Here is a 13842-nt window from a genome sequence, read left to right as displayed (position 1 = left end):
ATCACCCTAAACTAAAATACTTTACTTATAGCTTCTTTTAAAGAAGAAACTAAAATAATGTTTGATCCCTTTGATTGAACTTTATCTTTGTTTCTAAAAGGTATAATTACATTCTTAAATCCCATTTTAACCCCCTCATTAACAAGCCTGTCACAAAAAGATATAGGTCTAACCTCTGCAGTAAGACCAACCTCACCAATAATTAAAGACTTCTCAAGCTTAAGTTCTTTTCCCTTAATACTTGATACAAGGGCCAATGCAAGCCCTAAGTCTGCAAAAGTTCCATCTATATTCAGTCCTCCAACAACATTTACGTAAACATCACAGTTGTAAAATGGTATTCTCATCTTTTTTTCTAATACTGCCAAAATAAGATTTAACCTTGAGCCTTCAATTCCAACAGCAGTTCTTCTAGGCATAGGTGCTTTTGTTTCGCTCACAAGAGCCTGAATTTCAACTAGAATAGGTCTTGTTCCTTCCATAACACCTACAACAACTGCTCCCTCCTGAGTAAAGCTGCTTTCTTCCAAGAACACTTTTGAAGGATCTGTTATTTCCACAAGTCCTACTTCGGCCATCTCAAAAACTCCTATCTCGCTTGTGGTTCCAAACCGATTTTTAATAGTTCTCAGAATTCTATAGTCCTCTGTTCTTTCACCTTCAAAAGAAAGCACCGTATCAACCATATGCTCTAAAACCCTTGGTCCTGCAAGTTCTCCCTGCTTTGTTACATGTGCAACGATAAAAAATGGTATATTCTTTGTTTTTCCAAGTCTCATTAAATCACTGGAACATTCTCTTACTTGCGATACACTTCCTGGGGCAGAGGTAAGCGAAGGTTTATAGAGTGTTTGAATAGAGTCAACTATAACAAATATAGGTTCAACCTCACTTACATGCTGTTCAATAACATCTATATTTGTTTCAGATAAAATATACAGCTCCGGATGAACTACTCCAAGCCTATCCCCCCTCATTTTAATCTGTTCCTCTGATTCCTCTCCAGATATATATAAAACTCTTCCATGCTGCTTTGAAATATTATTAGCAGTTTGAAGTAGAAGAGTTGACTTCCCTATACCAGGAGAACCTGAAATCAAAGTTAGCGAGCCTCTAACAAGACCACCACCTAAAACCCTATTAAGCTCTGAAATTCCTGTATTATATCTTTCATGTTCTCCAGATTTTATATTAGTAATGCTTCTAGGCTTATTACCACTGCTAATAGTTACTGCTCTTCCGAAGTCTGAAGCTGCCGCCTTAGCTTCCTCAGCCATGCTGTTCCAAGCTCCGCAACCAGGACACTTTCCAAGCCACTTTGGACTTTCGTAGCCGCAATCTTGGCACACAAATACATTTTTTATTTTTGCCATAAAACTATCTCCCTTATGCTTTTGTACTAAAATAATACTATCTAATATATTTTCCTATTTATGTATCGCTTAATCAAGCAAAAAATTAGCTTGTAAGATCCTTATTAGGATTTTACAAGCTATTAATTACTTTAAATATTCTATTCCGTCGTTTGAAGTGTTTTTTAAAAGGGCTGCTGCCTCTTGATCCACAATTACAAGTACATTTGGATGCACTTGCAGCATTGAAGCAGGTATTCTTGTGCTTATCTTTTCTTCAACGAGCTTTGCAATAATCTCAGCCTTAGATTCACCACTTGCAAGAAGAATTATCTTCTTGGCCTTCATTATGCTGCCAAGCCCCATAGTTATAGCTTGAGTTGGAACTTCATCGATATTATCGAAGAATCGTGAATTAACTTTAATAGTATCCTCAGTAAGATCAGTAACGTGAGTATTTAAGTTTAAAAAATCTGAAGGTTCATTAAAACCTATATGACCGTTTCTACCTATTCCTAAAAGCTGAAGGTCTATTCCTCCTGCATTTTCTATTGCCGCATCATACTCGTCACATTCTTTTTCAAAGTCATCTGCCACTCCATTTGGTACATGACTTCTATTCTTATCAATATTTACATGGTTAAACAGTCTTGTATTCATAAAATATCTGTAACTTTGAGCATGATCTCCAGTTAAACCCTTATACTCATCTAAGTTATAAGTAGTAACTCTAGAAAAATCTACTCTATTCTCTTTGTTTAACTCAATTAATTCTTTATATACACCTTCAGGTGTGCTTCCAGTAGCAAGTCCTAGTATCGCTTCTGGTTTAACATATAAAAGCTTTGCTATTTCCATCGCTGCTATTCTGCTCATTTCTTCATAATTTTTTGCAACTATTACTCTCATCTTATTTTTCCCTCTCTTCTAAATATGTTGACCTCAAAAATATATTTATCTGACCTATAGATTGATTCCTCTATAAATAAAAGTCTGCCCTCATTAGTAATATTTTTGCTGAATACCTTTATAAGAGGAAGCTTTTTATTTGTATTAAATAATTTTTTATACTCCTCATCCATCAATACTGCTTGAATTGAAGCTTCTGAGTGATCTACCACGTAACCGTAGTCCTTTAATATATCGTAAAAGGAGTGTTTTAGCTTATCTGCATTAATGTAACCACAATAATCGCATGGTATATAAATTATTTCATTTGCTATAACATCTTCTCCAACAATTCTCAATCTGTCTATCTTATAGACCTCTTCAAAAGGAATTAAATCAGCTATATGTTCAGGTGTTAGAACTTTCTCAAAGTCCCTAACCTCAGTTCGTGGTGTTAACCCCATCTTTCTAACCATTTCAGAAAAGCTCATTATGTCTGTCTGCTTCACTTTAGGCTCACAAACAAAGGTACCTTTCCCTTTTTCTCTATGGAGCACACCTTCCTGAACGAGCTCCCCTAACGCCTGTCTAACAGTCATTCTGCTAACTCCATACTGTTCAGAAAGCTCTCTTTCGCTGTCGATACATTGACCAGCCTTCCAAAATCCTTTACTTATCTTACCCTTAATGTCTTCCTTTAACTGATAATAAACGGGAATTGGACTATTTTTATCTATGCTCAACATTAACCACTCCTTAAACTTATTATAACCTATATACCTATAGATGTCTAGACCAGTGTAAATAATTCAATAATTAAAGTAAAATAAAAGAGTGAACATCTAACGTCAGAAGGCTCCCCAGGAGTATTTTACAACTCATGCTACCTTACATCTATTATCTCACTCTTCACTCACTGTTACTTCCCGTATTTACTTAAAATATTCTTAACCTTCGGCAGCAAATAGTGACTCCCGCCTCTGCCCTTAACATCTTCAATCATCATTACTATGGCAACCTTAGGATTGTTTACATTCACTGCAGCATACCACCCATTTTCTGTACCAGTTGTATCATCTTGACTCTTCTTTATTTCTGCTGTACCAGTCTTTCCTGCATAAGAAAGGCCTGGTATTTGAGCCTCATGTGCTGTTCCCTTTTGATTTTCAACTACTTGAACTAAATCATTAACTATGGTATCAGCAATTTCCTTAGAAATCACCTTTTCTTTCCATACCTTAAGAGAATCTGTTTTATCCTTCATCTCCAGAATAGGCGCCATAATATTTCCTTCATTAACAAAAGAGCTGTATATCAATGCTAGATGAAGTGGATTCATAAGTATCTTATCTTGCCCATAACCACTATCAGCAAGCTCTACATCTTTCTCAAGCTTTCCAACCTGAGATTGAGAAAGGCCTAATGAAAATGGAATCTTATCACCTATCCCGAATTCCTTAACCCCACTTAAGAATGCATCTTTTGTAATGGCTAAAGCAGTTTGAGCAAAATAGATATTATCTGATCGAACGAAAGCATCTAAAAGATTTACCGATTCATCTTCTGAACTTACTCTAGTTATGCTGTACTTTCCCCAAGATGCATCCCTTTGCCAGGAATTCCCTTGAATTTTAATCTCAGCAGCAGGATTTAACTTTCCTGTCTTTAAACCAATTGCTGCAGTAATTGGTTTGAAAACTGAGCCTGGAACAATAGCATTTTCATATCTTCTTAAAAAAGGCTTCTTTGGATTACTTTCTAAATCCTTATATTCCTTACTGCTAATTCCTGATACAAACTTATTTGGATCATATGAAGGACTACTTACCATTGCAAGTACCTCTCCTGTCTTAGGATGAACTGCAACAGAGGTACCGCTGTCTTCACCAAACTGAGAATATATATCCTTCTGCATGTTAATATCTATAGTTAAAGCAATATTCTCCCCGTTTTTGGGTTCCTTTTTAAGAACTGTGCTCTTCTTCTTTCCTTTACTATCAGCAGTATAGATTGTCCCACCAATTTCTCCCTTTAACCTGCTTTCAAAAACTTTCTCCAATCCATCTCTTCCAATATAGTCATTTTCATCATATCCCTGCGCCTGCAAGGTCTTTAATTCCTCTGCATTAATTTTACCTATATATCCTATGAGGTGAGCTGCTGCAGTTCCTGCCGGGTATCTCCTTAAAAGTTTAGAAGCTGCTTGCCCTTTAACACCTTTTGGCTCCTGTGCCTTAATTATTTTTGGCATTTCATCTCTAGCTACATCCATAATAGGAACACCTTGTGCTGGATTATTTTTCACCCACTGCTGATTTAAAATAGCATTAATTTGTTCTACGGTCATTCCTAAGGTTTCAGCTAAATGAGCGATGGTCTTATCTCTTTCCGGCGCAATCTCTTGTGGAACAACATAGATTGTTACTGCTTCTGTATTAGCAGCAAGGGAAACTCCGTTTCTGTCCTTAATTTCACCACGTTTTCCTATCTGCTTTTCATATACAACCTTATCGCCCTTTTCAAGCTCAGGAAACACCATTTTTTCATCCCAAACTATAAACCATTCCTTTGTTTTTCCTACTTTTTCTTTAACTAGATTAACTTCATATGTAAACTGTTTTGTACCAGCAGGAGTATCTATTGTAATATTTGCAGGGAAGCGAAGCATACCGTTGCCATCATCTTTAAGTTTTTCTGGATACTGAGGAGACACGGAAACTTTGCTCACCTTAGCATTACCATAAATATTTTTATATGTATCTACAAAATACTTTTCATCAATAGATTTCTTTGTCTCACTAGAAAGTTGGCTATACATGGAAGAATATCCGCCTTCCTCTAGAGCTTTCACAAAAGCATCAAAGCTCTCCTTAGGATTTTTATCTTTAGAGCAGCCAACAAAAGAAAATATAAAAACAAATAAACTTAAACATAAAAACAAATATTTCTTTTTCACTTGATACATCACTCCTTGTAGATCTCTGGAGTCACGTAATGATTATTAATCATTATGCCCCTAAAATTTAATAAAAAGGACACAAAACCGAGGTCTTATGCCCTTTCTTTAATGTTGCTTTTATTTTATCCTAAACCCTTTCAAACTTCAACTGATTATTTTCTGCAGTAACCTTAACTATATCGCCTCTCTTAATGTTTCCTCTTAATATTTCCTCCGAAAGCCTATCTTCTACAGCCTTAGTTATTGCCCTTCTAAGCGGTCTTGCACCATAGGTTATATCATAGCCTTCCTTTGAAAGGTATTCTTCAGCACCTTCTGCAAATTGAAGGGTGATATCCTGCTCTTTAATTCTGTCAGCAACAGTCTTAAGCATAAGCTTAACTATATGCTTCAAGTCCCCTTCTGCTAGCTGATGGAATACAATGATGTCATCAATTCTATTAAGGAATTCTGGTCTAAAGGAACGCTTAAGTTCATCCATAACATTTTCCTTCATCTTTTCGTATTCATTCTCAGCTTCCTTATCGCTGTAAGTTGCAAAGCCTAGAGTCTTCTGCTTCCTGATTGTACTTGCACCTACGTTTGAAGTCATTATAACAATAGTGTTCTTAAAATCTACAGTCTTTCCTTTTCCATCTGTAAGTCTTCCATCTTCAAGGATTTGGAGAAGAATATTAAATACGTCTGGATGTGCTTTTTCAATTTCATCAAATAAAACTACAGAGTAAGGATTTCTTCTAACTTTTTCAGTTAATTGTCCTCCCTCATCATAGCCAACATATCCTGGAGGAGAACCTATAAGTCTGGATACTGCGTGCTTCTCCATATACTCTGACATATCAACTCTTATCATATTATTTTCATCACCAAACATAGCCTCGGCAAGAGCCTTTGAAAGCTCAGTTTTGCCTACACCTGTTGGTCCAAGAAATATGAAGGAGCCTATTGGTCTCTTAGGATCCTTAAGCCCTACTCTTGAACGTCTCACTGCTCTAGAAATAGACTTAACAGCTTCCTCCTGACCTATTACTCTATTATGAAGAATTTCTTCCAGCTTTAGTAATCTTTCTGATTCTTTTTCAGTAAGTTTTTCGACAGGAACATTAGTCCATCTTGAGACTACTGCCGCAATTTCTGGCTCACTAACCGTATGATGAGTTGAGCCTTCGCTTTGAGCCTTCCAATTTCCCTTTTGGCTTTCAAGCTTATCTTTTAATTCTTTTTCTGTGTCTCTAAGTCTTGCAGCCTTTTCAAAGTCTTGAACTCTTATTGCATCTTCTTTTTCCTTAGTAGCTTTTTCTATTTCCTCTTCAAGCTCCTTTAAATCAGGAGGTGCAGTAAGGTTTGCTATTCTTACCTTTGCAGCTGCCTCATCGATAAGGTCTATAGCCTTGTCTGGAAGATATCTGTCTGTAATATATCGATCTGACAAATTAACAGCAGCTTGTAATGCCTCGTCAGTAATGTTAACTCTGTGGTGAGCTTCATATTTATCTCTTAATCCCATAAGAATTTGAAGAGCTTCCTCCTTTGTTGGCTCTCCAACTGTTATAGGCTGAAATCTTCTTTCCAAAGCAGAATCCTTTTCTATATGCTTTCTATATTCGTCAATTGTTGTAGCACCTATGCACTGGATTTCTCCTCTTGCAAGTGCTGGCTTTAATATATTGGAAGCATCTATTGCACCTTCTGCTCCACCTGCTCCGATAATTGTATGAATTTCATCAATGAATAAAATTACATTGCCAGCCTTTCTTATTTCCTCCATTACCTTCTTAAGCCTATCTTCAAACTCCCCTCTGTACTTTGAACCTGCTACCATAGATGAAAGATCTAGTGTTACTACTCTCTTACCCTTTAATATTTCAGGAATATTTCCTGATACAATCCTTTGTGCTAAACCTTCAACAACTGCTGTCTTGCCAACACCAGGATCACCGATTAGACAAGGATTATTCTTAATTCTTCTGCTTAATATTTCTAATAGTCTCTGTGTTTCTTTATCTCTTCCTATAACAGGATCAAGCTTACCCTCTGCAGCCATACCTGTTAAATCTCTTCCAAACTGGTCAAGGTTAGGTGTCGCACCTCCACCATTAGCCTTATGAGGAACCGCATTAGCAGCACTTGGCTGATCTCCTGGAGCACCGCCTGCCATGTTATTTACTATTTCTTTTCTAAGCTTATCAAAATCAGCCCCTAAATTGCTAAGTATTGTGTAAGCAACTCCTTCTGATTCCCTAATTAATGCTAGTAAAATATGCTCTGGGCTTATATAGTTGTGTCCAAGATTTCTGGATTCAAGCAAACTTAATTCTAAAAGCCTCTTTGTCCTAGGAGTTAAAGGAATTTCGCTTTTAAACAAGTCAGCATCGCCTTTGCCTTCATACTCCTCAACTAAATTCCTAACGCTTTCTATAGCTATTCCAGAATTGTTTAAAAGTTTTTTAGCTATTCCATCTTCTTCTCTTAGGATACCAAGAAGTATGTGTTCAGTTCCAACGTAGCCATGCTGAAAGCTTTGCGCTTCCTGCTGAGCATACATAATAACCTTTTGTGCCCTCTCTGTAAATCTTGAGAACATCATAAAAATCACCACCTGTAAAATATTTTTTATTCTATATTATTGCCTCCAAGCTTTTGTCTAACCAGCCTAGCTCTGTTTATATCTCTATCCTTTTCAGATAGGCCTGAATTCGCTATAAGCTGAAGTGTTGCCGGCTGTGTCCCAACCAATAAATAGTTAAGTGTATCAAGGCTTACATCCTTGATTATTCCCATTTCTACTCCCATTCTTACATCAGAAATGAGATTTAAGCATTCTTTTGAAGTTAAAAGCATAGCATACCTTAAAGTTCCCAGGGATCTGTAAATTCTATCTTCTAATTCATATCTATGGCTCTTTAATAGCTGTTCTCTTGACCATTGTTCCCTATCAATAATCTGATTAACTACAGCTTTTAAATTGCTCATTATTTCTTCTTCACTTAAGCCAAGGGTTATTTGATTTGATATTTGATATAAATCGCCTTCTGCCTTTGAGCCTTCTCCAAATAGACCTCTTATAGTCATACCTACCTGAGTAACAGCATTTAACACTCTATTCATATCACTGTTCATAGAAAGAGCAGGGAGATGAAGCATAACTGAAGCTCTCATTCCTGTACCTAAATTTGTCGGGCATGCTGTTAGATATCCTAAATTTTCATCAAATGCATAGTCAAGCTTCTCCTCTAAAAGATTATCAAGTTTATTAGCCATGTCATAGGTTTCCTCTAAATTATAGCCGGAAGTAATACATTGAAGCCTAATGTGATCTTCTTCATTAATCATTAAACTTACCACTTCGTCTTTATCAACTATAAAAGCTGATTTCCTTTGATTTATTAAAAGCTTATGACTTATTAAATGCTTCTCGAAGTAAGAGCGATTTGTCCACTGGTCATTTAACCAAAGATATTTGCTTTTATAAGCTTCTTCAGTATGAGATGACGTATAAAAAGCATCCTCTACCTGTTTAACAATCTCTTTCCCCTTTTCTTCAACTAACTTATCTGGAAAAGGAATACTCTTTAAATTTCTAGCAAGGCGTATTCTACTGCTCAAAACTATATCATTATTGATTCCTTGAGCCTTCATCCAATTCTTCATAATTTCCTCCTTTCGCCGTTTAGATTCCTTATATTAGCCGTTAAAGCACATTTAGTGCATTAATAATTCATTATTCATTTTGAGTTGACTTTATTTCATCTCTAATTTGAGCAGCTTTTTCATACTCTTCATTAGCAATAGCTTTTTGCAGTTCTTCCTTAAGCTTTGCCAATCTTCTTTTTTCAATAATATCTTTTCCTAGCTTCTTAGGAAGTTTTCCCGTATGCTCTAGATTTCCCTGAACTCGCTTAATAACAGGAGCTAAAACAGAGCAAAAGCTACTATAACACTCACTGCAGCCTACAAGACCATTTTTTTTGAACTCATCGTAGGTTGTACCGCAGTTTTTACAGGTTAACACTTGAGCCTTGCTTATATGCTGGGCAGGACTCATATAATCCATTATTCCACTTAAAATATTTTGGAAAGAAAAAGTGGTATTAAACCCATCTATTTCTTTTGCACAGCTTTCGCATATATTAAGCTCTTGTTTCTTTCCGTTTATAATTTGGGTAAAGTGAACACTAGCTTCATTTTTATTGCAATTTTCACACAGCATACATATCACCTCAATTAATAAAATATTTATCTATAGATATATCTAAACTCCATGGTAAATTATACCATAAATATTTCTTCTAATAAATAATAGCTGTAATCATCGCCTTTAAAAGATCAGCTCTTAACTTATTTTTGTTCTCTAAGGCTCCAAGAATTCTATCATTAATCGCTATCTTCATTATATCTGATTCTCTTTGTGTTAAAATATTGTGTTCAAGAAGACCATTTATTATTTGCAGCCCCGAGTCATAAGTAAGACTTGAACCTATTTTTTCACTTACAGCTTCATGTAAAGCCTTATCTTCTCTAAACTCCAGCTTTCTGATTACAATATATCCTCCTCCCCCTCTTCTGCTCTCTATATAATAACCCTTATCTATGCTGAAGCGAGTAGTAAGTACATAATTTATTTGGGATGGAGCACAACTAAAATAATTTGCTAACTCATTTCTTTGTATTTGAAGCTCACTTTCATTATTGCTCTCAATTAACTGTTTTATAAAACTCTCAATTATATCTGATAATCTAGCCATATATGTGTCTCCTTTCAGCAAGGCTGACTTTGACCTTCTTTGACCTTAATTTAATATTAATATTATCTTTGCTTGATTTCAACAACTAAATTTCCCCAAAAATAAATAAAAAATGCTATTACTACAAATTATTTTATTATTTTTTTGTTTTACTTTAAATTTCATTAGTTTTAATACTCAGCTTTTTAATTTAATTTCCATGTTATTCTATACTATGTTATAATTGTAACAAACTATGTACGTTATAGGGGGAAAATACATATGCTTACAGTAAAAAATCTTCGCAAAAAATACAGTAAAGAAGAAGTGGTAAAAGGTATAAGCTTTCAAGTAAATAATGGTGAAATTGCTGTGCTTCTTGGTCCTAATGGTGCCGGAAAAAGCACTACTATTAAATGTATAGCTGGACTATTAAAATATATAGGCAGTATAGAGCTAAATGGTTATGAAAACAAAAGCATTGAAGCTAAAAAATTTCTTGGTTATGTTCCAGAAGTCCCTTCCATGTTTGACCTACTCACTGTATATGAACATATTGAGTATATGGCTGCAGCTTATGGAATATCCAACTATAGAGAATTAGCTGAGGAGCTTTTAGAACGCTTTGATTTAAGTGATAAAAGAAATAAACTTGGAAAAGAGCTATCCAAAGGTATGATGCAGAAAGTAAGCATCTGTTGTGCTCTTATAGTAAAGCCTAAAGTAATACTATTTGATGAGCCTCTTGTTGGACTTGATCCAAAAGCTATCAAAGAATTAAAGAAGGCCTTCTTAGAACTTCGAGATAGCGGCTGTTCTATTCTTATAAGCACTCATATTATAGACAGTATTGATGAATTCTGGGACAAGGTTCTTATTATGAAGGAAGGAAATATAATTCTCTCCGGAACAAGGCAAGAGCTTGAAGATAGAAAAGAATCTCTAGAGCAAATCTTCTTTGATGTAACGGAGGAAAATGTATGAGAGCATTATTCTACATAATTAGAAAATCATTCAAAAACGGTATAAAACAGCTAATAAAGAAACCCGGAAAGCTTATAGGATATCTTATTTTTACAGCACTCATTATATTCCCGCTAGTTATGTCATCGAAAACTGGGCTTGCAACTTCTGAAATAAATCCTGATTTGTATTCTAGCATAGCTACTGCTATTATTTTACTTTTCTCTATACCTGACTTACTGAGTTCTGTTAACAATGGAGCAAACTTCTTTAGAGGTGCTGACATAAACTTAGTATTTACTGCTCCCTTTAGTCCTCAGAAGGTTTTAATTTATGGATTTATAAAGCAGATATATAATTCATTCATTGCAGTAATCTTTGTTTTATTTCAAGCCCCACAATTGACTAGATTTAAAAATATAAAACCTTATGCAATCTTTGTTATCTTTGGCGGATTATTTCTTATGCTGCTTGTAAACTCAATTATAAAAATGCTTTTATACTCTATCAGCAGCAAAAGTGAAAATAGCAAAGTAATAATTAAAACGATATTTAAAGTACTTTTACTAGCAGTAGTTGTGTTTTATTTTTACAGCCTATATATCTTAAGGGCACCTGGAAAAGCACTAATGTTCCTTTTAAGTCACAGTTTGTTTGGATATATCCCTGTCTATGGTTGGACAAGAGAAATAATAATGGCTGGGATTACAGGTATAAGTTCAATAACTATAGTTTACTTAATTATATTGATTCTGTTTGCTGCCCTTTGTATTTACATACTTTACTCCTTGAAGCTTGACTTCTACGAGGATGTATTAGCCTCAACCGAACTAAAGGAAGCAACACTTACCGCCGCTAGAAAAGGTGAAAAGGTATATTTAAAGAATTCTAAGAAAACAAGAGTAAGAAAAGTTCAATATAAGCAAAAAGGCAAAGGAGCATCCGCAATCTTTTGGAGGCATATCCTTGAATATAAAAAGACAGGTTTTGGATTTATAAATTTTGCTTCTCTATTATATGCGATTGTAGCAATTACTGCTGGCTTGTTCTTCCCATTTAAAGATTTGAGAGTTATCCTAGGCTTTACTATGTATCTCCATATGATATTTACCTTTGCAAGCAAGTGGCAACAGGAACTATCAAATCCTTATATATTTTTAATACCTGACAATTCTTTCAAAAAAGTTGTTTACTCTACTGTTGTAGATAATATCAAAAATCTTATTGATGGGTGTATTATATTTATTATAAGTGGAATTTTATTTAAAGCTAATTTGCTGCTTATAATCCTCAATATAATTGCATTTGCCTCTATAGGTTCTCTGTTTGTATATGGTGGTGTACTTGCAAGAAGAGTTTTTGGAAATACTAACAGTTTAGTATTGACTTCCCTTATAAGATTTGCTCTCTTACTTCTTATAGTTGCCCCTGGGGTTGCTGTTTGGGGTATATTAAATGGGATAAATAATACTCTTACTGGACAAATAACAGCCAACGCAGTATTTATTCTTTATAATGTAATATTTAGCAGCTTAATAATACTTCTTGGTAAAGGTATATTCGAAAATATTGAACTTGGCTAATAGATACCACAGGATAGGTTTTTGCCTATCCTTTTATATTACCTAAACCAACTTTATATCCACAGCTTGTGAAAATTGTTTGGGGATGTTAAAGTTAATATTAGATTTTTTAGTATTACGGAGGAATCAGATTTGGACAAAAGGAATAATTATTTACTTTTACTAATAGTATTTGGAGGCTTCTTGGTATTCGGTTTTTCGGAGAATATTAAAGGCCCTGCCATACCTCGAATGCAGGCTGATTTTTCATTAAACGAACTTCAAGTAGGTCTGCTTTTGGCTTTTAATTCTTTAGGTTATCTTCTAGCATGTAGCTTTACTGGATTCTTAACTAGGAAATATGGAATAAAGTTTTCAAGCATCTTAGCCTTTGGAACTATGGCATCTGCTGGAGTACTGATATTCTTATCTGTAAATTACCCTATGCTTTCTATTTCCTATTTTTTAATGTATATAGGGAATGGAATTCTTGAAATCGCTCTTGGTGTACTTGCTGCAAGAGTTTTTACTAAAAACACCGGAACAATGATGAATTTATCTCACTTTTTCTATGGACTTAGCTCTACAGTCGCCCCCATTTTTGCAACTGTACTTATGTCCACGAAAGTTTCAGGAAAACCTCTTGGCTGGCATGGTATGTACCTTGTAATGCTTTCACTTTCACTGCTTCCTCTCATGTTTGCCTTGTTTACAAAACTTCCTGGGGATGAGATAAAAGAAGATGAGCGAACACCTTTCAAGGATTTTCTTAAAGATCCTGCTGCTTGGCTTATAGTAGCTATTTTATCCTTTGGTGTAATTTCTGAGCTTTCAGTTGGAGGTTGGCTTGTTAACTTTCTTGAAAAAGCTTACAACTGGGATATAGCAGCTGCTTCGAAGCTTCTATCAGCCTTCTTCTTAACCTTTACCTTATCTAGATTATTTCTCGGTCCACTTACAGACAAGATTGGCTTTACTAAATCAGTTATTATTTTTTCTGCTGCATCTGGTATCTTAACCTTACTAGGAATATTAATTGGTGAAAGCGGGGCACTTTTGTTTGCTCTTGCTGGAGCAGGAATTGCGCCAATATACCCTACTGTAATGGCACTTTTAGCCAAGCGTTACCCAAAGGATAGTGATACAGCGGTAAGTTTTACTGTAACAATGATGGGTATAGGCAGCGTAATAGGTAACTTTTTAGTTGGAGCTATAATCGATTTATTCAAAAATATTTATACTGGTTGGTATGGTATAGAAAGCGGACTTGTAATGGGCATGAAAGCTGGATATTCTTTTGTTGGTGTCTGTGCTCTACTTTGCTCAATAACAGCTATAGCACTTTATGGCGTTCTTAAGAGAAGAAATGAGTTAATATAGAATAAAGCTAAAGC

At 35.1% G+C, this 13842-nt stretch carries 11 protein-coding genes; 3 read left to right on the top strand and 8 right to left on the bottom strand.

Features of this window, described 5'->3' with window-relative positions; translation table 11 throughout:
* Positions 1 to 11: 11 nt before the first annotated feature.
* The 8 genes from radA to NBE98_RS18385 form a co-directional block, all read right to left on the bottom strand.
* Positions 12 to 1373, bottom strand: coding sequence for a DNA repair protein RadA (gene radA, locus NBE98_RS18420; RefSeq protein WP_250816475.1), 1362 nt, complete (start codon positions 1371 to 1373; stop codon positions 12 to 14).
* A 126-nt stretch (positions 1374 to 1499) separates the two neighbouring features.
* Entirely contained in the window at positions 1500 to 2261 is a 762-nt protein-coding gene (gene nagB, locus NBE98_RS18415; RefSeq protein ID WP_250816474.1) for a glucosamine-6-phosphate deaminase, read from the bottom strand.
* Positions 2258 to 2986 (bottom strand): GntR family transcriptional regulator, encoded by a 729-nt coding sequence (locus NBE98_RS18410; protein ID WP_250816473.1) that lies wholly within the window; start codon positions 2984 to 2986, stop codon positions 2258 to 2260. The genes nagB and NBE98_RS18410 overlap by 4 nt, the downstream gene beginning before the upstream one ends.
* 173 nt (positions 2987 to 3159) lie before the next feature.
* A complete protein-coding gene (locus NBE98_RS18405; protein WP_250816472.1) occupies positions 3160 to 5196 on the bottom strand; it encodes a penicillin-binding transpeptidase domain-containing protein in 2037 nt (678 codons plus the stop codon).
* 130 nt (positions 5197 to 5326) lie between these two features.
* A complete protein-coding gene (locus tag NBE98_RS18400; protein WP_250816471.1) occupies positions 5327 to 7786 on the bottom strand; it encodes an ATP-dependent Clp protease ATP-binding subunit in 2460 nt (819 codons plus the stop codon).
* Positions 7787 to 7812: 26 nt separating this feature from the next.
* A complete protein-coding gene (locus NBE98_RS18395) occupies positions 7813 to 8850 on the bottom strand; it encodes a protein arginine kinase (protein WP_250816470.1) in 1038 nt (345 codons plus the stop codon).
* A 70-nt stretch (positions 8851 to 8920) separates the two neighbouring features.
* On the bottom strand, positions 8921 to 9409 hold the full coding sequence (locus NBE98_RS18390; protein ID WP_250816469.1) for a UvrB/UvrC motif-containing protein: 489 nt from the start codon (positions 9407 to 9409) through the stop codon (positions 8921 to 8923).
* 79 nt (positions 9410 to 9488) lie between these two features.
* Entirely contained in the window at positions 9489 to 9944 is a 456-nt protein-coding gene (locus NBE98_RS18385; RefSeq protein ID WP_250816468.1) for a CtsR family transcriptional regulator, read from the bottom strand.
* A gap of 261 nt (positions 9945 to 10205) precedes the next feature.
* Between NBE98_RS18385 and NBE98_RS18380 the strand changes: the two genes are divergently transcribed.
* The 3 genes from NBE98_RS18380 (at position 10206) to NBE98_RS18370 (ending at position 13828) form a co-directional block, all read left to right on the top strand.
* Positions 10206 to 10907: an ABC transporter ATP-binding protein gene (locus tag NBE98_RS18380; protein WP_250816467.1), complete on the top strand. Its 702-nt coding sequence runs from the start codon at positions 10206 to 10208 to the stop codon at positions 10905 to 10907.
* Positions 10904 to 12469: a putative ABC exporter domain-containing protein gene (locus tag NBE98_RS18375; protein ID WP_250816466.1), complete on the top strand. Its 1566-nt coding sequence runs from the start codon at positions 10904 to 10906 to the stop codon at positions 12467 to 12469. Before NBE98_RS18380 ends, NBE98_RS18375 begins: the two co-directional genes overlap by 4 nt.
* A gap of 132 nt (positions 12470 to 12601) precedes the next feature.
* On the top strand, positions 12602 to 13828 hold the full coding sequence (locus NBE98_RS18370) for an MFS transporter (RefSeq protein WP_250816465.1): 1227 nt from the start codon (positions 12602 to 12604) through the stop codon (positions 13826 to 13828).
* Positions 13829 to 13842 lie beyond the last annotated feature (14 nt).

The organism is Clostridium swellfunianum (assembly GCF_023656515.1).
Taxonomy (GTDB): domain Bacteria; phylum Bacillota; class Clostridia; order Clostridiales; family Clostridiaceae; genus Clostridium_AT; species Clostridium_AT swellfunianum.
Note: the sequence above shows the minus strand (reverse complement) of the source record. Positions and strands in the feature narration are given on the sequence as shown.

What these genes read in the sequence shown, in the direction of transcription:
- NBE98_RS18410 (WP_250816473.1), bottom strand. Translation starts at nt 2,986, where the DNA reads ATGTTGAGCATAGATAAAAATAGTCCAATTCCCGTTTATTATCAGTTA.
- NBE98_RS18380 (WP_250816467.1), top strand. Translation starts at nt 10,206, where the DNA reads ATGCTTACAGTAAAAAATCTTCGCAAAAAATACAGTAAAGAAGAAGTG.
- radA (WP_250816475.1), bottom strand. Translation starts at nt 1,373, where the DNA reads ATGGCAAAAATAAAAAATGTATTTGTGTGCCAAGATTGCGGCTACGAA.
- nagB (WP_250816474.1), bottom strand. Translation starts at nt 2,261, where the DNA reads ATGAGAGTAATAGTTGCAAAAAATTATGAAGAAATGAGCAGAATAGCA.
- NBE98_RS18375 (WP_250816466.1), top strand. Translation starts at nt 10,904, where the DNA reads ATGAGAGCATTATTCTACATAATTAGAAAATCATTCAAAAACGGTATA.
- NBE98_RS18400 (WP_250816471.1), bottom strand. Translation starts at nt 7,786, where the DNA reads ATGATGTTCTCAAGATTTACAGAGAGGGCACAAAAGGTTATTATGTAT.
- NBE98_RS18395 (WP_250816470.1), bottom strand. Translation starts at nt 8,850, where the DNA reads ATGAAGAATTGGATGAAGGCTCAAGGAATCAATAATGATATAGTTTTG.
- NBE98_RS18385 (WP_250816468.1), bottom strand. Translation starts at nt 9,944, where the DNA reads ATGGCTAGATTATCAGATATAATTGAGAGTTTTATAAAACAGTTAATT.
- NBE98_RS18390 (WP_250816469.1), bottom strand. Translation starts at nt 9,409, where the DNA reads ATGCTGTGTGAAAATTGCAATAAAAATGAAGCTAGTGTTCACTTTACC.